General features: G+C 40.3%; 22 protein-coding genes and 3 pseudogenes. 15 read left to right on the top strand and 10 right to left on the bottom strand.

The features are described from left to right. Window positions 1-19: 19 nt before the first annotated feature. The 5 genes from FIS9605_RS0124690 to FIS9605_RS0124670 all read left to right on the top strand — a co-directional run bounded on the left by FIS9605_RS0124690 (window position 20) and on the right by FIS9605_RS0124670 (window position 9,588). Entirely contained in the window at window positions 20-1,156 is a 1,137-nt protein-coding gene (locus FIS9605_RS0124690) for a S1C family serine protease (RefSeq protein ID WP_231510453.1), read from the top strand. Between the two features lie 116 nt (window positions 1,157-1,272). Beyond that, window positions 1,273-1,812, top strand: coding sequence for a COP23 domain-containing protein (locus FIS9605_RS0124685; protein ID WP_026734981.1), 540 nt, complete (start codon window positions 1,273-1,275; stop codon window positions 1,810-1,812). A 123-nt stretch (window positions 1,813-1,935) separates the two neighbouring features. Further along, a complete protein-coding gene (locus FIS9605_RS39985; protein WP_026734980.1) occupies window positions 1,936-5,640 on the top strand; it encodes a tetratricopeptide repeat protein in 3,705 nt (1,234 codons plus the stop codon). After that, window positions 5,624-6,181, top strand: coding sequence for a tetratricopeptide repeat protein (locus tag FIS9605_RS0124675; RefSeq protein WP_026734979.1), 558 nt, complete (start codon window positions 5,624-5,626; stop codon window positions 6,179-6,181). Before FIS9605_RS39985 ends, FIS9605_RS0124675 begins: the two co-directional genes overlap by 17 nt. A gap of 23 nt (window positions 6,182-6,204) precedes the next feature. Continuing rightward, window positions 6,205-9,588 carry an AAA-like domain-containing protein gene (locus tag FIS9605_RS0124670; protein ID WP_026734978.1) on the top strand — a complete coding sequence of 1,128 codons (3,384 nt, stop codon included), beginning with the start codon at window positions 6,205-6,207 and terminating at the stop codon, window positions 9,586-9,588. 219 nt (window positions 9,589-9,807) lie between these two features. On the opposite strand, the gene FIS9605_RS0124665 is transcribed toward FIS9605_RS0124670, so the two are convergent. Then, on the bottom strand, window positions 9,808-11,100 hold the full coding sequence (locus FIS9605_RS0124665) for an AAA-like domain-containing protein (protein WP_026734977.1): 1,293 nt from the start codon (window positions 11,098-11,100) through the stop codon (window positions 9,808-9,810). Between the two features lie 405 nt (window positions 11,101-11,505). On the opposite strand from FIS9605_RS0124665, the gene FIS9605_RS44335 reads away from it, so the two are divergent. From FIS9605_RS44335 to FIS9605_RS0124650, 6 genes and pseudogenes are all read left to right on the top strand, one after another. After that, window positions 11,506-11,751: a hypothetical protein gene (locus tag FIS9605_RS44335; protein ID WP_051470131.1), complete on the top strand. Its 246-nt coding sequence runs from the start codon at window positions 11,506-11,508 to the stop codon at window positions 11,749-11,751. Further along, window positions 11,712-12,542, top strand: coding sequence for a serine/threonine-protein kinase (locus FIS9605_RS41930; protein ID WP_197036137.1), 831 nt, complete (start codon window positions 11,712-11,714; stop codon window positions 12,540-12,542). The genes FIS9605_RS44335 and FIS9605_RS41930 overlap by 40 nt, the downstream gene beginning before the upstream one ends. After that, window positions 12,457-12,894, top strand: a pseudogene (locus tag FIS9605_RS38050) (transposase); the annotation flags it as partial. The gene FIS9605_RS41930 and the pseudogene FIS9605_RS38050, both read left to right, overlap by 86 nt. 127 nt (window positions 12,895-13,021) lie before the next feature. Beyond that, window positions 13,022-14,020 (top strand): annotated as a pseudogene (locus tag FIS9605_RS38045) (transposase); the annotation flags it as partial. Window positions 14,021-14,080: 60 nt separating this feature from the next. Further along, a pseudogene (locus FIS9605_RS46180) lies at window positions 14,081-14,137 on the top strand (hypothetical protein); the annotation flags it as partial. A gap of 6 nt (window positions 14,138-14,143) precedes the next feature. Beyond that, the gene (locus FIS9605_RS0124650) at window positions 14,144-14,329 is read left to right on the top strand and encodes a hypothetical protein (protein ID WP_026734976.1); all 186 of its coding nucleotides are present in this window, start codon (window positions 14,144-14,146) and stop codon (window positions 14,327-14,329) included. 652 nt (window positions 14,330-14,981) lie between these two features. Here the strand turns inward: FIS9605_RS0124650 and FIS9605_RS0124640 are convergent. From FIS9605_RS0124640 to FIS9605_RS0124615, 7 genes are all read right to left on the bottom strand, one after another. Further along, entirely contained in the window at window positions 14,982-15,239 is a 258-nt protein-coding gene (locus FIS9605_RS0124640) for a hypothetical protein (RefSeq protein ID WP_026734975.1), read from the bottom strand. Further along, a complete protein-coding gene (locus FIS9605_RS0124635) occupies window positions 15,236-15,457 on the bottom strand; it encodes a hypothetical protein (protein ID WP_026734974.1) in 222 nt (73 codons plus the stop codon). Before FIS9605_RS0124635 ends, FIS9605_RS0124640 begins: the two co-directional genes overlap by 4 nt. A gap of 107 nt (window positions 15,458-15,564) precedes the next feature. Next, the gene (locus FIS9605_RS0124630; RefSeq protein WP_197036131.1) at window positions 15,565-16,503 is read right to left on the bottom strand and encodes a hypothetical protein; all 939 of its coding nucleotides are present in this window, start codon (window positions 16,501-16,503) and stop codon (window positions 15,565-15,567) included. A 47-nt stretch (window positions 16,504-16,550) separates the two neighbouring features. Further along, the gene (locus FIS9605_RS42990) at window positions 16,551-16,820 is read right to left on the bottom strand and encodes a hypothetical protein (RefSeq protein ID WP_155960512.1); all 270 of its coding nucleotides are present in this window, start codon (window positions 16,818-16,820) and stop codon (window positions 16,551-16,553) included. A 46-nt stretch (window positions 16,821-16,866) separates the two neighbouring features. Continuing rightward, window positions 16,867-17,736, bottom strand: coding sequence for a S8 family peptidase (locus FIS9605_RS0124625; protein WP_026734972.1), 870 nt, complete (start codon window positions 17,734-17,736; stop codon window positions 16,867-16,869). A gap of 280 nt (window positions 17,737-18,016) precedes the next feature. After that, window positions 18,017-18,487, bottom strand: a complete 471-nt coding sequence (locus FIS9605_RS0124620; RefSeq protein ID WP_155960511.1) for a hypothetical protein — start codon at window positions 18,485-18,487, stop codon at window positions 18,017-18,019. A gap of 96 nt (window positions 18,488-18,583) precedes the next feature. Beyond that, window positions 18,584-18,862: a hypothetical protein gene (locus FIS9605_RS0124615; protein WP_155960510.1), complete on the bottom strand. Its 279-nt coding sequence runs from the start codon at window positions 18,860-18,862 to the stop codon at window positions 18,584-18,586. Window positions 18,863-19,153: 291 nt separating this feature from the next. On the opposite strand from FIS9605_RS0124615, the gene FIS9605_RS38040 reads away from it, so the two are divergent. From FIS9605_RS38040 to FIS9605_RS46690, 3 genes are read left to right on the top strand one after another with little or no spacing between them, the layout of a single operon-like run. After that, window positions 19,154-19,297 (top strand): hypothetical protein, encoded by a 144-nt coding sequence (locus FIS9605_RS38040; protein WP_231510451.1) that lies wholly within the window; start codon window positions 19,154-19,156, stop codon window positions 19,295-19,297. A gap of 49 nt (window positions 19,298-19,346) precedes the next feature. After that, window positions 19,347-19,643 carry an IS1/IS1595 family N-terminal zinc-binding domain-containing protein gene (locus tag FIS9605_RS41220; protein WP_026734969.1) on the top strand — a complete coding sequence of 99 codons (297 nt, stop codon included), beginning with the start codon at window positions 19,347-19,349 and terminating at the stop codon, window positions 19,641-19,643. Further along, entirely contained in the window at window positions 19,640-19,774 is a 135-nt protein-coding gene (locus tag FIS9605_RS46690; protein ID WP_082209851.1) for an IS1 family transposase, read from the top strand. Before FIS9605_RS41220 ends, FIS9605_RS46690 begins: the two co-directional genes overlap by 4 nt. A 170-nt stretch (window positions 19,775-19,944) precedes the next feature. Here FIS9605_RS46690 and FIS9605_RS0124600 read toward each other — a convergent pair whose 3' ends face one another. Next, window positions 19,945-20,391 (bottom strand): double zinc ribbon domain-containing protein, encoded by a 447-nt coding sequence (locus FIS9605_RS0124600; protein WP_026734968.1) that lies wholly within the window; start codon window positions 20,389-20,391, stop codon window positions 19,945-19,947. A gap of 77 nt (window positions 20,392-20,468) precedes the next feature. Between FIS9605_RS0124600 and FIS9605_RS0124595 the strand changes: the two genes are divergently transcribed. Next, window positions 20,469-21,374, top strand: a complete 906-nt coding sequence (locus FIS9605_RS0124595; RefSeq protein WP_082209850.1) for a tyrosine-type recombinase/integrase — start codon at window positions 20,469-20,471, stop codon at window positions 21,372-21,374. Window positions 21,375-21,598: 224 nt separating this feature from the next. On the opposite strand, the gene FIS9605_RS38035 is transcribed toward FIS9605_RS0124595, so the two are convergent. Further along, window positions 21,599-22,984, bottom strand: a complete 1,386-nt coding sequence (locus tag FIS9605_RS38035; RefSeq protein ID WP_035140143.1) for an H-type lectin domain-containing protein — start codon at window positions 22,982-22,984, stop codon at window positions 21,599-21,601. Window positions 22,985-23,013: the final 29 nt, after the last annotated feature.

Below are 23,013 nucleotides of genomic sequence, written 5' to 3'. Positions count from 1 at the left end.
GCTTCTGAAAGCGCCTAAGATGCCTAAAGAAGCCAGAGAAAAAAGACGCAAGATGAATGGGAAACTCCTACGGATATGGACATCAGTAATTTTGACAAGCGTGCTTTTTAATGGAGAAATAAGCAGCACTTTCGCGAAAATCGTTGAGAAAGTAGATCAGACTCAGCCACCAGCGCAGACCCTAGTGCAAAGTTCTGAAGAACAAACCCGAATCGAAGTATATGAAACAGCCAGTCCTGCGGTAGTGACCATTAGACATGGTGATGTAGTTGGAAGTGGTTTTATCGTTACGCCTAATGGTTTAGTCTTAACCAATGCTCACGTAGTTGAAAATGCACCTTCTAGCGTTACCGTTATTTTAGCTGACGGCAAGGAATTACAGGCTGATGTCATCGGTTTTCAAGGACAGGGATTAGACTTAGCAGCAATCAAAATTCGCAATCAACGTCGTTTGCCTACCTTACGTTTGGCTGCACCCGGAACTGTCAAAGTCGGACAGTCGGTATATGCAATTGGTTCTCCCTTTGGTTTAGAGCATACTTTCACCAACGGTATCGTCAGTCGTTTAGATCCTAGAAGAGGTTTCATCCAACACAATGCTGTGATTAATCCAGGTAATTCAGGGGGGCCTTTACTCAATTCCAAGGCAGAAGTAATCGGGGTCAATACCCTGTTAGTTAATCCGAATGGCAACTCTAATGCTGGTATTGGCATAGCGATCGCAACTGATCGGGTAAAACCTTTTTTAGTCGCCCTACAGCAAGGAAACTCCTCTTCAGTAGCGCGGCGACAACAACCCCATAACAGTACGCCAGTTCAACTTTTGCCTCTAGACGGTCAAACGGTGACAGCAAAGCTGCACAGTGGAGACGGTATTCTAGCCAATGGTAGCTATTATCAAGCTTATGTCTTTAAAGGTCGAGCAGGCGAAAAGATAACGATTGAGATGAATAGTAAGCAAATAGATCCAGCTTTATTCCTGTTGCTACCTGCTCAAAAGAAACTCGTCGAACAAAATGATGATATCTCTTCCAAAGACTTTAACGCCAGATTAGTTGTCACCTTGCCAGAAGGTGGAACTTATGTAGTGTTAGCAAATGCTTTTGAGCGCGGCGAGTCGGGAGAATACAGTTTACGGGCATTTGTTAATAAATAAAAACGATAGAGGCAACTAAGTATGTAGGTGTAAATAAACCGCGTACTGAAAGTTAGCTACAGGTGCGTCACAGTTTTTTCCTTACAAAAACTTGCACGATTACGGAAAATAAAACTATGAATTGGAAATTAACGACGACACTTTTGTTAACCGGAATTGTTACTTGTGTGAGCATAGCTTCTTGCATGCCTAGAACAGAAGCCCAGACATCCGTACAGTTTATCTGTGGAGTTAGTTTCGACCAAAACGACGGCAAGCGTTTACCTACGACTTTTGCTTGGACACCAAGAGGAAAAATTGCTGTCGTTCGCTGGGTAAAAGCATTAGGCAGCTATTCTCCGCAACAGCGCTGTCAACAAGTATCACCCCGCTTCCAACAAGCTTACAACAATGACAACTTAAATTTTCTTACCAATAGTACCACCAGCAACGGTCAAAATATTATCTGTGCTAGCAGTAAATACGATGGTTCCTGCGAGACTGTGCTAATGACTCTGCGACGTGAAGACAAGCCATTGCAAATTCTCAATCAATTAAAAGACACTCTCAACGGTCGTAGTGTTGGTCCTGTCAAACACAGTAGTGGCACTCCTCAAGTCTACTATCAGATTGACATAGATGAGTGGTTGCGTAACCAACCAGTTGTAAGCAAGTAATAAAAAGATTTTCAAGTACAAAATTCAGATCTTCAGAATGCTTCATCAACAATCTGATAGAGATAAATAGTCTTTATCCTATCGTCAATCTCTAAATATAGAAGTTAAACGTAGTTGACAGATATGAAAAATTGCCCCTATATCCCTGTGATTGCTAGTTTTAGCAGTTTATTACTCATTTGTACCCCTACTTTTTCAACCCCTGCATCTAGCAATATTCCTACTCCCTCAGTTCCCACCCAAACAGCATCCGACAAGGTGCGTCAAATCGCTCAATCCATCACCGTTAAAGTCCTTGTAGGAAACTATCGTGGTTCCGGGATTTTAATTGCCAAAAAAGGACAAGTTTATACCATCTTAACTAATGCCCATGTCGTCAGTCGCGGCAATCCCTATCGCATTCAAACCTCTGATGGCAAAGTCTATCAAGCAAACCTTATCTATCAAGGTGATACATCCTCTGATAACGATTTAGTATTGTTAGAATTTCAAGCTAAGGATAACTATGCAGTTGCCACTGTGGGAAACTCATCTACCCTTAAAGAAAATCAAGTAGTCTTCACCGCAGGGTTTCCCTTTGAGCAAGAACAATTAATTTTTACCAGTGGCAAAATTACCCTGATCGCGACTAAACCCTTAAGGGGTGGCTACCAGATAGGCTACACCAACCAGACACAACAAGGAATGAGTGGGGGGCCTGTGTTGAATGAAGAGGGGAAACTCATTGGGATTGTAGGACAAAGTGCAGAGCCAATTCTCAATGATGCCTATATCTATCAGGATAGAACCATTCCCACTCCAAGAGTGATGGAGAAAATGCGCCAGTCGAGTTTTGCTGTACCGATTGCGAAATTAACCCAAATTGCACCCCAGCTAACAGAGATTATTCCCAATGCAGAAAACCAGAAAAATCCGCCACAGACGACTCAATATACTGGCATAGTTAAGGAAGTAGATGATATTGCCCAACAGATTACCGTAAAGATTGATTTGCGCTACAGTGGCAATGGTTCAGGGGTAATAGTTGCCAAGCAGGGACAGACTTATTATGTCTTGACGGCAAATCATGTGGTAGACCGAGATGAAGCTAAACCAGGATGTCAGCTTGATACGGAACAAAGAACAGAGGAATATCACATTGTTACTCCTGACGGACAAAGATATCCGGTAAATCTTGAGAAGATGACCTGTTTAGAAGGAGTTGATTTAGCAGTAGTTTCATTTACTTCTGGCAAAACTTACACAGTTGCCAATTTAGCAAAATATAAAGTAGGTTCTGAAGGATCACAATGGATTTTTGTCTCTGGATTTCCAGGAACCAAAACTTCTAATAGGCTATTAACTGCTGGAAAAGCTGTCAAGAAAGAAGATGCACAAGAAAATGTACAAGATATACATTCTCTGACTAAACACTATGGTCTGTATTACACCAATGCGTCCTATCGGGGGATGAGTGGAAGTCCTGTCTTAGATCGTTCTGGTCGTGTGATAGGAATTAATACGGCGGCTGAAGACGAGATTGAAATAGATCAAGCAGGTCAAATGGTTGAACTTCACCTCGGTTATAGTTTGGGGGTTCCCATCGCAACCTTTTTAAGTCTAGCTAGCAAGACAGGTGTTAAAACTGAAGATTTAAAAATAGAAAATTCTCTTCCAGCAGGTTTAAATAGCTCAGAAGCTACTTCGATTGAGAATCAACTATTTTCCTTGAAGGTTCCTCATAGTGCATTTGATTGGCTCAATTATGGAAGTCAACTTCAAAAATTAGATAGACAAGAAGAAGCATTTGCTGCGTTTACTCAGGCAATCAAACTTAAGCCAGACTTTTATCAAGCTTATTATGCTAGGGGTTTAGTATTAATTGATCAACCGCAAGTAAAAGCAGGTCTAAGTTGGAGTATATCTCAAAAAGCGCTTGCTGATTTTAAACAAGCTACCAAGCTCCAACCAAATTTCTACCAAGGTTGGCGTCGGCAAAGTTATACACTTACAGCATTGAGTAAATATTCAGAAGCACTAGCCGCTATTGATAAGGCAATTGCAATCCAGCCCAAAGATTTTAATCTTTATGTACAAAAAGCCCATGTTCTTTGGTTCTTAAAACGTTACCAAGAGGAGCTTGTTGCTTACAATGAAGCTTTGAAGATTAATCCTAGTGCGAAAATGTATTTCTATAGGGCTTTTCGAGATGAACTTTCCCTTTTATTGGCCAAAAAAGTACCTTTTGACAAAAACAAAGTTATTAAGGTCATTGCTAATTACACGAAAGCTATTGAACTTGAGCCTAATAGTGAGCATTACCAAACAAGAGGTCGTTTTTACTTTCTTCACTTAAAAGACTATGACAAAGCTTTTGCTGATTATACGAAAGCTATTGAACTTGAGCCTAATGGTTTTAATTACCGAACTAGAGGAAAGGCTTACTTTGAATTAAAAGACTACGATAAAGCTTTTGCTGATTATACTAAAGCAATTGAACTTAAGCCTAATGGTCTTAATTACCGAACTAGAGGTGATGCTTACTTTGAATTAAAAAACTACGATAAAGCTTTTGCTGATTATACTAGAGCCATTGAAGTTGCACCTAGTAGTTATAGCTACAAAATTAGGGGTGATGCTTACTTCAAATTAAAAGAGTATAAAAAAGCTGTTGCTGATTATACTAGAGCAATTGAAATTACACCTGATAGTTATAGCTACAAAGTCAGAGGTGATGCTTACTTCAAATTAAAAGAGTATAAAAAAGCTGTTGCTGATTATACTCAAATTATTAAAGTTCAACCTAACAATGCAGAAAGTTACAACATTAGAGGTGATGCTTACTTTCAACTAAAAGACTACGACAAAGCTTTTGCTGATTACACGAAAGCGATTGAAGTTGCACCTAATGATGAGCCTTTATTCATAAGAAAAGTAGTCACAATAAAATGGGATGCTTACTATCGTAGAGGGAGTGCCTATCTTGATATAAAAAACTATGAAAAATCTATTGCTGACTTCACCAAAGCTATTGAAATTGAAGACGTTCCGGAGTCAATTGTAAATGTCTACTCCAGAAGAGGTAAGGCTTACTTTCAACTAAAAAACTACGATAAAGCTTTTGCTGATTATAACAAAGCCATTGAATTACGGCCAGATTATGATTATCTTTATGTTCTCAGAGGTGATGCTTACGCCAAATTAAAAGAGTATGAAAAAGCGATCGCTGATTTCACTCAAGCTATTGAACGTATGCCTGAAGGGCTAATTGATAATCCTGAGATGGCAGATAGGTTCTCACTTGTTTACTTAAATCGAGGTCTTGCTTATGCCGCACTAAAAGACTATGGAAGAGCTATTCTTGATTTTAGTAAAGTCATAGAAATTAAACCTAACGATGTTCAATATTACTACTTAAGAGGTCGTACTTACTTCCAATTAAAAGACTATCCAAGAGCGATCGTTGATTACAGCAAAGTCATAGAACTTCAATCTAATGATGTTGAAAGCTACAGAATGAGAGGTCTTGCTTATCTCGTACTAAAGGATTACCAAAAAGCGATCGCTGATTACAGCAAAGTCATAGAACTTCAACCTAATGATGTTAAAACTTACGAAACGAGAGGTCTTGCTTATCTCGCACTAAAGGACTACCAAAAAGCGATCGCTGATTACAGTAAAATCATAGAACTTCAACCTAATGATGTTGAAAGCTACAGAACGAGAGGTGATGCTTACTTGAAAGTAAAAGACTATCAAAGAGCGATCGTTGATTACAATAAAGCCATTGAACTTCAGCCTAATGATTTTGAAAGTTACAAAATGAGAGGTATTGCTTACTTCCTATAATATAAAAGACTATGAAAAAGCAATTTTTGATTTTAGTAAAGCTATAGCGCTTGAACCTAACAATCCTATAAACCACTACGAAAGAGGTAATGCTTACTTCCTATTAAAAGACTATCAAAGAGCGATCGCTGATTACAGTAAAGCAATTGAACTAAAACCCAATGATTCTAATGCTTATGAATTAAGAGGTTTTGCTTACTTCTATTTAAAAGGCTATCAAAGAGCGATCGCTGATTATACAAAAGTTCTTGAACTAAAAACCAATGATGCTAATGCTTATGAATTAAGAGGTTTTGCTTACTTCTATTTAAAAGGCTATCAAAGAGCGATCGCTGATTACAGTAAAGCAATTGAACTAAAACCCAATAATACTAATGCTTATGTATTAAGAGGTCTTGCTTACTACAAATTGTTAGACTACCAAAAAGCTATTACAGATGTACAACAAGCTTCCCGACTATACTATCAACAAAACAATAGAGAAGGATTCCAAAAAGCAGAAGACTTATTACAAGAATTGCAATCATTAATCAATAATTGATTGATTTTCATTAACCAGCTATTATGGAGACAACTAATTATTATAAAGTTGGTGGCAGTTTAACTCATAATCATCGTACCTATGTAGTCCGCCAAGCAGATTGTCAACTCCTCAATTTTTTGAAAGCAGGCGAATACTGTTTTGTCTTAAATTCGCGTCAAATGGGCAAATCTAGCTTGCGAGTGAGAACGGGAAAAAAACTTCGTTCTGAAGGCTTCAGATGTGTATCTATAGATTTAACTTTGATTGGCAGTTATGTCAGTGCAGAAAAATGGTATAAAGGTATAGCTTATCAAATATTAGATGGCTTAGAACTAGATACTGAATTAGATTTTAATACTTGGTGGCAACAACACGAGCATTTAACCGATCTTCAGCGTTTTCAACAATTAATTGAATCGGTAATTTTAGTCAAAATCTCTCAAAGCATAGTCATCTTCCTTGATGAGATTGATAGTTTAATTAAGATTAATTTCAAAGATGACTTTTTTGCTTTTCTTCGCGCTTGTTATAATCAGCGTTCAGAAAAGCCAGATTATAATCGCTTAATTTTTTGTTTACTTGGAGTCGCTAGTCCAGCCGATTTAATTCAAGATAAAGGACGCACACCTTTTAATATTGGAAAATCCATTGAATTAACTGGGTTTACTTTTGCAGAAGCTAAAGATGCTTTATTACCGGGACTGAAAGAAAAACTAGAATCTCCTGAAATCATTTTACAACAAGTTTTAAACTGGACAGGAGGACAACCATTTTTAACTCAAAAATTGTGTAGCTTAATTGTAAATTTTGCAGATAAAAGTTGCTCAGATATTAAATACTTAGTCGAAGATTATGTCATTAAAAATTGGGAAGCGGTTGATGAACCAGAACATTTACGTACTATACGCAACCGTTTGTTAATTGATGAAATTAAAACCATTGGGATTCTAGGATTATACCAGCGAATTTTATCTAATCAAGCAGGTATTATAGCTGATGAAAGCGAGGAGCAAACCGCGTTAAGACTCTCCGGTTTAGTCGTCAAGAAAAATAATACTTTACAAGTTTATAATCTCATTTATCAAACTGTTTTTAATTGGGATTGGATTACCCATCAATTAACTCACCTCCGTCCCTATAGCGAGGCAATTAATCGCTGGCTAAAATCTGATAATAATTCCTCTTATTTATTGCAAGGACAAACTTTAAATAATGCTCTAAATTGGTCAGCAGATAAATATTTAAGTAATGAAGATTATCAATTTTTAGCTGCTAGTCAAGCCGAACAAGATAGAAAAATAAATCAGATTTTAACATCAGCAAATGAAAAATCAAAACAGATAATTCGTCGAGGAGTGATTATTCTATTTACCACTTCGCTGACATCTGTATTTATCGCATTGATTACTAGTATTTATGCTCAAGAGCAAATCAGAGATTATCGAGAAACTATCCGAATAGAAAAAACAGCAACCAATTCATTGAAACTATTTGAGTCAAAGCAAATAGACGGTTTAGTATCAGCCATTCAAGCGGGGCAAGAGTTAAAAGCATTAGTAACAGATGAATCATTAGATAAATATTCTACCACCAAACCTTTTGATGCATTACTCAATAGCCTCACACAAATTAGCGAACAGAATCAGTTAAGAGGACATAAAGCAGGAATCAAAACAGTTATTTTTAGTCCGGATGGAGAACTGATTGTCTCTGGGAGTGATGATGGAACAATTAAACTTTGGCAAAGGGATGGCACATTAATTAAAACTCTTTCTAACGTAAGTAATGTTTTCAGTGTTAGGTTCAGTCCTGATGGCAAAATCCTAGCTTCTGGAAGCAATGACGGAACTATTAAACTCTGGCAAAGAGACGGTAAACTCCTCAAAACTCTAACTCGCAACGACTCAATTTATACCTTTAATTTCAGTCCTGAAGCAGAAATTCTCGCCTCTGGAGGTAGGGATGGAAAGATTAAACTCTGGAGTAGCAATGGCAAGCTAATTCAAACTATTAATGGACATATAGGGTCAATTTATTCCATCAGTTTTAGCCCCAATGGAGAAATGATTGCCTCTGGGAGTAATGACGGGACAATTAAACTCTTCAGACGTGATGGCATGTTGATTAACACCCTTGTTGAACATCAAGGTTCAGTTAATACTCTCAGTTTCAGCCCTGATGGTAAAATAATAGCTTCTGGAAGTAACGACAATACTGTTAAACTCTGGAACTTGAAGGGCAAACTGATTAAAACCTTAAATGGGCATAATGCAGAGATTAATAGTATCAATTTTAGTCCCGATGGCACAATAATTGCTTCGGGGAGTGGAGACAAAACTATCAAACTCTGGAAAAGCGATGGCACATTGATTAAAACCCTTAGCGGACATAATGATTCGGTTATGAGTGTAAATTTTAGTCCAGATAAAAAAGAGATTGCCTCTGCTTCTTTAGATGCAACTATTAAACTCTGGAATCTTATAGATACACCCATACCTCGTTTCAAAAGACATCAGAATATAGTAACTAGCATCAGTTTTAGTCCTGATGGAACCAAAATAGTTTCTAGTAGCTTGGATAAAACAATTAAACTTTGGAATCTTGAAGGCGAAATCGTTAAAACTTTTAAAAGTGATGGAAAGTGGATATATTTTGTGAGTTTTTCTGCCGATGGCAAAACTTTAGCGGCTGTCACCAGTGATGGAGTAGTTGAACTGCGGCAGGAAGATGGAGAATTGATACAGACACTAGCAGATCCTCAAGGTGATGTAACTAGAGTCAGTTTTAGTCCTGATGGGTTAACTCTTGCTACGGGGAGTAGCAACCATAGCGTCAAACTATGGAGCAAGGATGGCAAGCTGAGGAAAACTCTTACAGGACATAACAGTGATGTAACTAGCATCAACTATAGTCCCGATGAAAAAATCTTGGCTTCTGGTGGTAGCGATGGAAGCATTAAGCTTTGGAGGGATGATGGAACCCTGATTCAAACGAGAACAGGACATAATGGTCAAGTAACTCAAATTAGTTTCAGTCGTGATGGAAAAGAGTTTGCCTCTAGCAGCGAAGATGGAACAGTGAAACTGTGGAAAATTGATGGTACAGAAATCGCCACTTTTTCTGGACATAACCAAGGAGTAACCAGTGTCAGTTTCCATCCCAATGGCAAAATCCTGGCTTCCAGCAGCAGCGATGGCATGATTAACCTCTGGAAAAGCGATGGGACACTGTTATTCTCTGTCGTGGTTGGTAATCAGGTGACTGGTGTTGCTTTTAGTCCGAATGGACAAACCCTGGTTGCTGGTAGTAGCGATGGTAGTGTGATACTCTGGAGTCTGAATTTAGACAATCTGCTAAGGCGAGGCTGTAGTTGGCTAAAAGATTACCTAGTTCATCATCCTCAACCGACAGTATGTCTAAAATAACGCACTGTCTTCTTAGGCACAAACCAAGAAAAAAAATCCCAGCCGCAGTAAGCGCCCCCAGAAGAGGCATGGGGGAAGGGTGCAGGGTGCATGGGGGAAAAATCGTCCCCCTGCTCCCCGCTCCCTGCTCCTCCGCCTCTTAGAGGCGCTGCCCCCACCACAAGAGACTTTGAATAAGCTGAAAAAATATAAGGCTGGGATTTTTTTAAAGGTTCCTCCTTACAAGCGATCGCAGAAATATTCCTGATACAAACGACAGCTTGGCATAACAAAATTATTGCTGATTTTAATCAGCCCCATACTGTCTAATTGATAGATTTGGCGATTCTTTATTTCTAATTTAATCGGTTGGTTATTATTCACTATTTGTCGAAATACGGTTCTTAACTCTTCATGTTCTTGAAATGTCTCTAAATGTCGGCGTAAATGTTCAGTATAAATTCCTGTATCTGTGGTAGCTTCTTTAAGTAACTGCCCAAGTTCTGCATCTTGACATACTAAATAATAAAGCGCCAACCGTACTAAATAAGGATGTCCGCCGACAACAGACATGATCGGCAGAATCACTTTACTGTCTAATCCATGTCTGATAGCTAAACTTTTTACTTGTTCTTCAGTAAATTCTTCTAATCTCACCGGGAAACCAACATTAAAAGGAGATCGATTAATATCTAAGCGTCCATAGTCTTCCGTAGAATGTGCTACTACTAGGCGTAATCTCTCCCATATTTCTGATTCATTAGCATTTTCATTCCAATTACGCAACATCGGGAAAAAGTTTTCATAAATTTCTGGATATTCAAATAATTTATCTACTTCATCTAAAGCTAAAACTAAAATACCATCTAGTTGTTTAAGTAACTCACGAAATGTCAGAGTGCAGTTTACCATGCTGGGAATATCTTGATTCCAACTTTGTAGTGGAGGTGCTGAAGGCAATTGATTCATAATATACGCATAAAAACTGCGGAGAAAATCATTAGCGCTAGTAAATTTATTTGTTTCGATTAAGCTAAAATTCAAATAAACTGTACTATAATTATTTTTCTTCGCCTCCGCCCTAATTCTTTTCAGCAAGGAAGTTTTTCCCATTTGCTTGGGCGCTTTAATCCGAATGAGTGCGCCTGGTTCTTTCATGGCGCTATCACAACGAGATTCAATCGGAAAACGTTCTTGATAAAAAGCAGAATTGATTGGTTCTGGTCCTTCGGGAAAGCGGATGTTCTGGACAATATGCCCACATTTATCTAAAGCCTTTAAACTAACCAACTCCGGCTTATACTTGGCGAATATTTCGATTAAATTACAACGATAATCGGGTTCAGTCTCTGGGGGAAAGCCAAACTTTGTAGAGATATTTCTTAGCTGGTGGCTAGCTGTAGAACGGTGAGTAGCGCCAAGTTCTCTGGCTATTTGTTCATCAGTTTGTCCAGCTAAAAATAAAGGTAATACCTTCTTTTGTTTTGGCGTCAACTCATATTGATATACTCTTTCAAATTCTAACTGATTCATAAGTATACTCTCAAAAGAAAACCGATACTTTTCAAATCAAAGTATTTTCTGTGCCTACAAGCTAACTATGATAGAGAAGATTTTCTGCTTTTGATACGCAATCAATATGGTATTAAATGCTACTCTAATTCTGGAACTAGTTTTGATGTACTTTAGCAAGTCTAGGTTAGCCAATGCCAATGGTGAAGAAAATTTCATCTCACCACCTGTAGGGCTGAAACTAATGAATTTTTCATCAAATATAGAATTGTTTATAAATCTGATTTTAAGATGAATCTCCAGAATCAATTCTCTTCCGTGAGAACTCAGACAATATTAATTTTGTCAACGAGTAATTATGCCTGAAAAATAAAAGACTGAGGTATTGAGTTAACTTTTGTACTGCTTTTGCAGCAAGAATTGTTGATGAGTTTAAATATTATGCTCGGTCAGCTTTTAAACATCGGTCAACTTTTGGATGGACGTTACCGAATTGTAACAGTCCTACCTTGTGGTGGATTTGGGCAGACTTATATCGCAGAAGATATTAAGCGTCCAGGAAAGCCTCAATGTGTAGTAAAACAACTGCGACCTCTCAGTAACAACTCAGTAACAACCCAACAACTTTACAAATTTCCCGTCGTCTATTTCAAACAGAAGCAGAAACCTTAGAAAAATTAGGTCGTCATGCCAAAATTCCGCAGCTATTTGCTTATTTTGAGGAAAACCAAGACTTTTACTTAGTCCAAGAGTTTATACCAGGTCAGACCTTAGCTCAAATTCTGCTAGGACAACTCCTACCAGAAGACCAAGTAATTCATCTGTTAACAGAGGTGTTAGACATTTTGGTCTTCGTGCATGGTCAAAAAGTCATCCATCGAGATATTAAACCGGAAAATTTAATCCGTCGTCAGACAGACGGTAAGATAGTTTTAATTGATTTTGGTGCAGTTAAAGAACTCGTAACTCAAACTATTAACCAACAAGAGCAAACAACTAAAACAGTTACTATTGGCACTATTGGCTATATGCCAATCGAACAATTTCATGGCGACCCACAATTTAACAGCGATATCTATGCACTGGGTATAGTTGTTATCCAAGCACTTACAGGATTACTGCCTAATCAGTTGTCAAAACTACGAGATCCAAGCAATCCCAGCACAGGTGAAATTGTTTGGAGTCACCGTGTACCGCATCTTCACCCAAAATTAGTAGATATCCTCAATAAAATGGTGCGCTTTGATTGTCGTCAGCGCTATCAATCAGCCAGTGAAATACTAAATGACCTGACTAACTTAAGCAACAAGTATCAGCACTGGAGACATCTGCAATGGAAAGCTCCCTCGCTTGTATGGACAGGTGTTGCTGCTTTGAACCGAAAGGTTGACCAATGTGACCGCACCTTGGGCAAGAAAAACTCTACGTTTAGCTCAAAGACTGAGTGCGATTGGTTTAGCTAATGGTGGTGCAGCAGGGGTAAGACTCTCGGAGCAATTGGGGATAAAAGTTTCACGCAACACGCTGTTAAATTTAGTCCGCTCAATCCCACTGCCACCAATCGTAACGCCACAGACTCTTGGGGTAGACGACTTTTGTTTTCGTAAATGTAAAACTTACGGCACAGCACTAATTGATCTAGAACGTAGTAGACCAATTGCTCTACTAAAAGATGCCAAGGCTGAAACCTTGGCAGAATGGTTAAAAGCTCACCCTGGTGTCAAAGTCGTCTCACGAGATCGGTCAAAAACTTATGAAAGTGGTATTCGTCAAGGCGCGCCAGAAGCCATTCAAGTTGCAGACCGTTTTCACTTAGGCCTTTCCAAATAATAAAATGCCCAGCCGTCGCTTTCGCCTTAAGGGCGAAAGCGCCGTTCATACTTGGGCGGGCGCCAAAATATATTTAATACGGCTGGGCATTTTATTACTTGGAGATCCCTTATTGCAGAACTTATCTCAAACGCTTGAGCAAGTCTTTGGTACTCACGCCAAAGCACTTAAAGAAGTGGAAAAACAAGTCTTTAGTACTGATACTAAAGTGCTAAAAGAGGTGGAAACAGCACACAACCTTTCCCTGATTACTGAGGCTAATCCCTGCACAGTTGTGCCAAGGTTTCCCCAAAACACATCTTTAAAAAGAAAAGTCCAATCCGCCAAGGCACGGGTCAGACGGAGGGAAATCCATGAGCAAGTTTGGAGCCTGCGGTCTATTGGCTTATCAGGCCAAGCAATCGCTCAATCCCTAGGAGTTGCTAAAAACACCGTATCTAATTACTTGCGTAGCTCAACTTTTACCGAACGTCGCCAACGTAGCGACCAAGGTCTCAGTCTTCTCAACCCTTATCATGATTACCTCCTCAGCCGCTGGAATAGCGGTAACTACAACACCCAAAAACTGTTTGAGGAAATTCGCGCCTGCGGCTATACCGGTAGTTATGCCACGGTCTCTCGCTTCACTCGTTATCTCAAGACCTTGCCCGGATTTGAACCGCGACAAGGTTCAAGAAAAAACGCTTCCCCCAGGATCAGCTCTTCTTCCCATCGTCCTCTCACCCCCAGTCGCGTCACAGCTTTAGTCCTACGACGACCGGAACTAACAGAGCCTAATGAGCGTGAAGTAATCGCTCAACTACAAACAGCCCATTCGGATTTGAAGTCAGTCATTGAACTAGCTCAACAGTTTGCATCTCTTGTGCGTCAACGCTTGCCGTCAGAACTCGATGCTTGGTTAAACAAAGCTAAAAACAGCTCGGTTTCTTTGTTGCGCTCCTTTGCTGTTGGTTTAGAGTCAGACTACGATGCTGTGAAAACAGGTGTAACTATGTCAGTTAGTAATGGCCCAGTTGAAGGGCATATTAATCGACTGAAAATGTTAAAGCGGCAGATGTATGGTCGAGCCAAAATAGATTTACTTGAGCGACGGTTTTTATTGGCTACCTGAAGTCTAAAGTTTTAAACTTCCAACTTTTTGTGATTAACTTCAAACTTAACTAAAGTTCTAGAATTTATAGAGACAATCGTAGTCTACAAGTTTCCTAATTTAAGCCGCGAGGAAATAGAAACCATGCTGAATTTAAACTTGCTGAAAGAAACTAGAGTTTATCAAGAAGCAAAAGAAGAAGGCGAACTAGAAACTAAGTTAAAAATTTTGCCAAAGCTTGTGCAAAAGGGACTGAGTGTTCAAGATATATCAGAGTTATTAGAATTAGATGATGAAACCATTAGAAAAGCTTTAGAAGAGAAGTCTTAAATTAGGTGATTTCCTCGCGCTTGAAGCCGCGTGATTATGACTTCAACAATAGCTATACTTAAAAATTTTGTCATACAAGGATTTTAGACTTCAAGATTCTGTGCAAGCTCACATGCAAAAACTGTGCCGTCTTGTACAAGAATGCGCGATCGCTTTCATACTGACAGTGGATTTTCTGAAGCAGGACAGTTGAAAAGGCAGGGGGGCAAACAATTCAAAATTCAAAATTCAACCGAGCAAAATTAAAAATTCAAACATTTTGAAAGCTAGATATAATAAGGGTCTGGGAGTGTGTATCTGTCGCATCTTTTTTCAAATTGGTATTAGCATGGGGGAGAATGCCATCACCCTGCCTCCTGCTCCCTTGCCTGTTGTTGGGCAGTAGTGCGTTGCTCCCGGAGCTCGCGCAAGGCTTGAAGTGTGTTGTCGAAGCCAAAAGCATTACCACAAAAGAAGGGAACAGGGAACAGGGAACAGGGAATAGTATAAAAATTTTAGTTGTGGGGAGGGCGTCCACTTAGATGTAGAATGCGCGATCGCGCTTTGTTGCTGACTGTGGATTTTCTGATGTAGGACACTTGAAGAGGCTCCGGAGCAGGGAGCAGGGCTTGAAGAAGCAGGGGTGCAGGGAGCATGGTGCAAGGGGGAAGACTCAAATACCCGGTATACAATCCCGACAAAATCCATATAGGCTTATGCCTAGGCAACCTATCCAGCATGGTATGTATGGACCACATAAAGGTACACAAGCAGCGATCGCTGCTCCACAAGTAATCCGCTTAATCCAACCACATCCCTGCGGATATACTATTGCGCTATCATCACTGGAAAAACCAAAATTAGCATCAAGCATATATAGTTCGCTGGTTGTATAAAGCGAAGCTTCTGCGGTAAATCCTGGCATACTCATACGAAAAACCTCCTTTTAGCAGAATCTAGTAGATTGGGAAGGTATACCACCATCACATATTCTCGTGCAAGCACGATAGAAGGGAAATCTGAGACCACACCATCCAGGTACACAGGTTCCTCCTGGAGAGCAACACTCAGGAGCGCACGACCGTCCAAAAAAACCGCTACATCCCCCACAACAAGTTCTACATGCCGCTGATACAACTGCCACAGCATTGGTTAGTTCAGGACGTGTATGTTGTTGATAACTCTCGTTTGTCTTATACAGGGATGCTTCTGCGGTAAATCTAGGCAAGCTCATAAGCAAAACCTCTTTATTCAGTTTAATGATCAAAGTAGGGTGATAACTTAGTCACTAGGAACGGAAACTCCTCGGTCACATCCACACGAACAAAGAACTTCTCGGTAAAATCAGTATTGCGGTTGGTAAACGAGAAGATGACCTCGATAATTTTGCGGGTGCTGCTCAGGGACGAGAGATGAGCTTCTACCCCGGTCAATGAAAAGTCCCGCCCATACTCTTCAGCAGTTTTCGCATAAATAGCCGGATAGCGGACGAGCAAATAGTTCAAGGCGCGATGCTCATCTGTTGCGCCTGCGTTATCAGCGATTTGCATAATTCGATCAAACAGTTCTTCACACACCCGTGTAAATTGATCGGCGGCAATCTTCTCCGGTCGTGGAATAGAGCTCATCAGTGCGTTACGATCAAAGGAATAGATTTGGTCGAAGGCAACAATCGGCACCATCAGCCCATTGCACATCTGCGGTGGAGCAAGCGGTCCTCGCACACCGATGACAATATCAATGTCCATCGGACTGGGAGTAGGGCGAATGGCTTGTACCAACACATCGAAGTCTACAGGGTTGCGCGGTTGCAAGATATAGGTTTCCAAGCCTCCAATAGTCAGCACGTAGCACAGTAAACGCGACAGATAGCGATTCTGTGGCTGTGTCAGTATCCCCTGGAGTGCCTGTCGGTCAGTTAGCCCGTTGGTCTGGGCACGTCCGGTTGCTTGAGCAAATTCTTTTTCCACCGATAAACTGGGGAAACGAGGCTCAACTTTGCCGATCGCATAAACATAGGAAAGTGGAGCTGAGCCTGCCATGCTTCCACAACTACATTCTCCATTCCCGCTCTGAGGTAGGAGAGTAGTTTCTGTGGAATTTCTGGGAGAAGGTGTTTGCAGAGCGATCGCTGGTGCGTCATTCACGAAAACGGGATGACTTACAGATTGATCCCTTGTTTGAGTTGGTTCCATGACTTTTTCCCTTTTAGTATGGATGAGCTTATCCAAGAACCTTGCATTCAAGAAAGAATCTCGCAGTCATAGAGACAGTCTTCTAGGCACTCGTCAACGGGCTTATCAGTAAAGATCCGGCATAAACCATAACAAACGTTAAAACAAATTGCCTTTCCGCCAGTACCATTAGGTTGTTTTTTACTCCTCATCAAAGCAGTGGGATGGATGTCAGAATTCTTGCCTTTGCTTATCGGAGAAACGCCTGAAACTCTCCCAACGTAGCTTCCAGTTGATCTGTAGACAGATGATTCTGCGCTAAATCCTGGCATACTCATAATTTTCTCCTCCTTGATTTTTTAAGGTTTAACAAATCACAAAAAGTTAAGAATGAGACTTCAGCATGAGCTGATAGGCTGCCCAAGCATCTAACAACGGTGGAATAACAGTAGTTCGCCGTGACATATGAGCTTGAGTGATAGCAAGTTTGACCTCAGACGCAATCACATCTGGAAATAGTGACCATAACAGTGCAATAGCCCCGGTCACAAATGGTGCAGCAACGCTTGTTCCTCCCAACGTGAGCGGTTGATCCTTAACTCCGAGGCTCGTAATGTTGTCCCCAGGTGCCCTCAGACCTTGTTTACCAATCGAAGTTCCCAAGTTCGACTGACTAATGGGTCTGCCTTGAAGATCACAAGCTACAACTGGAATCACCCATGGATGGCGAGTAATAACAGAACTGCCGAGTGTTCCCTGGTTCCCTGCTGCCGCGACGATAATCACACCACGCTTTGTGGCATAGCCTAAAGCCTGTTCTAATTCCCGCTGCCCTTTGGAAGATGGCTGTGCCAAGGCAACACTCATGTTCAGAACGCGCACACCTGCATCAATGCTCTCAATGATTGCCGCTGCCAGTTCTTCGGGGGTTGCGCTGGGTATCTGTTCACTCGCTGAAGTTGTCTCTGCAAAAATGGGGCGTATCAGCAACGTACAATTGGGGCAGATGGCTGGGGCTAGGGAATTCCGATTCGCGCACAAGATCCCTGCTACAAATGTTCCATGCAAGCAGGCAATGCTGGTGGCGTGAGTACAGTTGCTGCTTAGTTTTCCAGAAATCTCGCGGATATTCGTCCCGGATAAACCAGAATGGTTTACACTAACAGGTCCATCGATTAACCCAACCCCTATTTCAGGTCTACCACTGGTTAGTTCCATCAATTTGGTGAGTTTAACTAAACCTAAGTGAGTCATAGCCTGTGTCAATGAATATTTATTTTAGAGCTAGCGCTAATACATGGAATCGCGTCCCACAGATAACTTTACAAGGCTTTGAATTCTGTCAGGCAAAATTTAAGAAATAATGAGAGAATTTTGAATTGAATTGACTCAAGTTGATTGACAACAGACTTGCAAGGAAAGTGATCGCCTTTCTTACTCCCTAACTGGAAACCGCCTCATCATCTCCCCAATTTCCACAGCCTCCCCATCCCTCCAATTCAAAATGCAAAATTCAAAGTTCTCTCATTATTTCTTAAGTTTTGCCTCCGTGAATTTTGAATTGTTTTGACATCGCCAGCACAATCCGGGAGTTGACGCACCCTTTGTAAACCAAGCGCTGACATCCGTTGTTACCACATTCTGACCCTACGCCCCACTTCGACAGCAGCAGGCGTGAACAACCCAGTGGGGTTTGAGCACCAACCTTCTTGTACTGCTTCCTTGACCCGCGCGATCGCCCCTCGCAACCACTATCGCCCTGTTTGATTTTCCCAGAACTAACAACCCTTCCATTGCTTTGGCTGAAGAATGGATAGTTACGGATGTCGTAGATGGGAAAACCATTATAGTTCGACAAAAAGTGACAAAACAGGTAGCGAGGGTTTGTGTAAACCGAACAGTTGCTCAACTCTACAAACAGCACAGCGATCGCCTTTGTTACTCCTTCACTCGGACTGCGTGGCTCCCGTTCGTCAATCACGAACAAGCTAGCTATGAGCATCATTCGTTCGCTCTGGGGTTCACAATCCCTTAAACGGTTAAGTAGTTGAGTGATTGTGTGCTGTTGTGTACCACAAAAATTAGCCTATAAAGGTGACGGTCATTCCGCTTCCCCTTTGATGTAGAATGCGCGATCGCGCTTGGTTGCGGACTCTGGTTTTTTGACGCAGGACACTCGTAGGGGCATTGCAGGTATGCCTTCGTCATAACAATTTGCTGTATCTGTGCTGGTTATAAAATCATCAATACGTTTGCCAGTGCAGCGTTTGAGTCGAGTGGTGCAGTTGTTTGGCTTCATGAAGTGAGCGGCGTTGTCAGTCAACCCCGATTGGAACGAAAAGCTAGCAGTGAGGAGGATAATTACTCTCACATCTTGCACAAAAAAAATTGATGGTGTTTAGTCACTCAGTATTAATCCCAAAGTCCTTGATTTAGCGATAAAAGCCCATAAAAATAATGTATTTTTATCGCGCATATCTTTGCTTCATACGGATTTGTACTTAGAGGTGCAAGATATGAGTACTCTTGAAAGCGAGGTAACTCAACACTGTACTACTATTGTTAAATTTAGGCTTGATTGTGGTGTTGAGAGCGTTTGCCAACTTGATCGGAGGACATCAACGTCAGTGATGAACAACATTCTCTGCTGAAAGCAGCAGACATTAATTCAATGGATGCGTTTGAGTTTCATCATCCGCTCAATCCCAATTCAGAAATTTATTTACGGTTCCTTGGGCGTGCTGTCGGTCTTCAACGCATTGGTGTGACGATTGCTCGTGTACCTGCGGGTAAGGAATCTTTCATTTATCGCTAGTAATGCATAGTAATGATAAAATCAGGAAGTGTCGTTCAATATAGGAGCTATGCACTGCCCTAAATGCAACTCGAACAACATAGTCAAAAATGGACGCACTCACTACGGAAAACAACGGTTCAAATGTCACAATTGTGGACGACAATTTGTTGAAAGTCCAACACGACAACCGATTGAGAACTCAACACGTGAATTAATCGATAAACTCTTACTTGAACGGGTTTCATTGGCGGCGATCGCCCGCGTCACCGGAGTATCATTACGTTGGCTACAATACTATGTCAATCAGAAATACTACCAAATTCCCAAGCATATTGAAGTTACTAAAAAAAACCAGGTCGCCTGATTGTCCAGATTGATGAGATTTGGTCATATGTGGGGACTAAAGCGAATAAACAATGGATTTGGCTTGCAATTGACGCTACAACACGGGAAATTGTTGGGGTATATATTCGCATTGAGCCGAGATCCTTGTAAAATCATGCAAGATGGTCTGAAAAGTCTTTACTTGTATAGCTTTCAAGCATTCTCTCAAATTTCATGTTACATAAAATTATGTAAAAATACGGTTGACATATAAATGAATCTGTAAAAATCATTTGTCATCAATGATAGCCAAAGTTGAAAAGCTTACTATGTCTTGTATTTCAGCTATTTTTATAGGCAAAACCACAAAAAGGACAGAAGCGGTATTTGAGTGAAGCAACTAATTCACCACAATTGGCACAATGGGAACGAAGAGGAGTGCCACACATAAAGCAATATTTGGCTCGCACGTCTGTCCACATAGGATCAGCCCCAGTACCAGGAGTCCAACATTGAGGACAAAACTTAACCGCCACGATAACTTTAACTTCCTCTCCCTTGCAAATAGCCTCCAGATATTCTTGGGGGATAGATAAAGCCATTGCCAGACCTTGAAGGGTTTTGCGATTCAATCTGGTAGTTTTACCTCGCTCAATCTTGCCTAACGAGTGGGGATGAATACCAGAAGCAGCTGCCAACTCTAATTGACTCATCTGTAAATCCATACGGATGCGCTTAACGTAGTCCGCCAAGGATTCCTGTAAAGTAGGAGCTGGAGAAGTTGGCATGAAAAGCTGTCATAATCCTTGGAAAAAGGATATATGATTTAAGAGATATTTGCCTTGATAAAATCACAGAAATTAGCATTCAGGTGTCTGTCACCTTAGCCACTCTTGCTACTGAATTTCTAGAACGTCCTGGGCTAGCAAAAAGTACTAGGCGCACATATGAATTAGTTCTGTTACCATTGCTACAGGAGTATGGCTGGTGGTCAGTTGAAATTTTGAGTCGTCAGGTATTGATTGAATACCTAAATAGTTTGAGTCATTTAAAATATACTACTCATCACAAACATCAAGCGATACTGCAAAGTTTAATGAGTTTTGCTGTAGAACAAGGTTATATAAAATCCAATCCAATTAGGGGATTAAAACAACGTCAACCAGACCGAGAGAAGGGAGAACACCACACAGAGGAAATAGTACGCTTTCTGATTCCAGAACAATTAAATGTACTGTATAAAGCTGTAACCAATGATTTACGCATGAGTGCGATTGTACATTTATTACATCGGACAGGATGCAGGATTTCTGAGCTTTTGGCGTTAGATATCTCCCATATGGACTTGGACAACCATAAGTTTCAAGTAGTTGGTAAAGGGAACAAACAACGTTGGTGTTTCTACAGTTGCGATGCTGCTGATGCACTTAATAAATACATAAAAGAAGAGCGACACGATAACTATCCTGCTTTGTTTACAGCGCAACAACCAGTTACAAAAACAGTAAGTCGAATTAGCTATCGTACTGTGCATGACAAGTGGCGGGAATTAATTAAGCTACATCCGGAACTACAAGGTGTACGCATTCATGATTTACGTCATACGTTTGCTACAGAACGAGTTGGTCTGATGGGGATTGAAGAACTACGAGCGTTGATGGGACATGAGAGTATCCAAACGACATTGTGTTACCAAAAAGTTACATCAGCACGAGCAGAAGAAGTTGCACGTAACGCGCTTTCTTACTTGGTAAGAAGTGTAAATTCTTGAGGGTGCAGAGTGCAGGTTGCAGCCAAGCATTGTTAGACCGCTATGCTGCAATTTTTTTAACAGACTAACGTCGCACTTTTATCCCTAAAAACTTTAAGCTTGGTATCCAATGATGACCATTGTCATTTACACCATCAATATGAACTTTGAATGACGTAGGATTAAGCTTGTTGTTCTAATTATTTTTGATATTGAACGATAGCTTCAGTATCAAGCAAGTTGAACTACTCTATACAAGCCAACCAAGTAATTCCAACACTATACACCTTTGAGTCAGCCCAAGTACTTACCTGAATATCGAAGCCACTGGTAGTGATATTAACAGGAATAACTGTTATACGGGTATTGATAGCTTGCTCAGTGTCTATAGTATTTAGCATTACTTGAACTTTTGGGGGACTGCTGAATTTTCCTACGGAAAAATTAACACGAATTGTGTCTGAACGACTACCAAAGGGAGTACCTATCTCAATTGGATGATCGGTTTGATAGTACACTTTACTTACAGCGCCTGACTCAATTTTAGGAGCAGTATTCGCAGTATTTTGAGCATTGTTAGCTATATTAACTGCATTATTTGCAGTATTTTGAGCATTCCGAACTGCTGTGCTTAAGTCATCAATTTGAAGTGACTTAGCTTGAAAAGTAGCAATTTGATTATCAAGCTGTTGAATCTTTTTTTCAATTGCTTCTAAAGGTGTCATATTGTCCTCAAATTTATTCCATAAATAGTAAAGTTGCCCATATTTAAGCCAAGCTTTCGTAGCTTTATCTTGCAAGGCAGAACCTTCTGTACGTCCTACACAAGCTAATTTCCATGCTCTGTTTTGCAAGTCTCCATACGAAGTTTTAATGTTTCTAATAGGTGTATTTTCATCTAGCCGCTTTAGTTCTCTACATTCCAAATAATCAAAAAACTTTCCGGGACCAATCGATGGTAGAGAAACTCCCTCTATATCAAGCTCATCCTTACAAGCTTTATGTCTTTCTCTTTCGCGTTTTTTATCAGGGTCTAAAATAATAGGAGCTAAGCTTTCAACCTCTAGATAATATCTTTTCAATTCGTCTGAGAATTCACTGACTGTTCCGGTGATAATTTCATCTCCTTTATAAAGAATTTTAGTGATACCAGCTTCGACTTCGCTCCTAGCATAATTAATAAGTTTTCTAATATCTTCAACTAAAGCTTGTCTAAGATTATCAACTCTGTCAAAAAAAGGATTTACTAAGTCATTTCTCAATTTGTCAATCAGTTTTTCTGCTAAAGCTTCAGCTTCTTTCAAAAGATTACTTACTATTTGACCTACTTCTGATGCTAATTTTTCAAGTCCAGTCAGTACCTGATTAATTAAATCAGTTGCCATCTGCTTTGACTTACTGAGTAACTCATTAGCAGCAAAAGTAATATCTTTAAGGAGTGATTGAAGTTGACTGAATAATGACAGAATTAAAGGTTCTAATTCAGCCTTAATGTCAGTTTTAATATTGACATCAAGCGTTAACTTTGCAAGGTTTGAAACAATGCTGTCAGAATTAGTTTTAAAAGGATTGCGTAAATCTCCCAAATCAATATCTAAATCTGGAAGTTTTATAGGAGGTAATAAACTCATAAGGAATTCAACTTACACGCAAATAGCCA

This window comes from Fischerella sp. PCC 9605 (assembly GCF_000517105.1).
In the GTDB taxonomy this organism is placed as follows: Bacteria; Cyanobacteriota; Cyanobacteriia; order Cyanobacteriales; family Nostocaceae; genus PCC9605.
The sequence above is the reverse complement of the archived record's forward strand: the minus strand, read 5'-3'. Positions and strand labels throughout refer to the sequence as shown.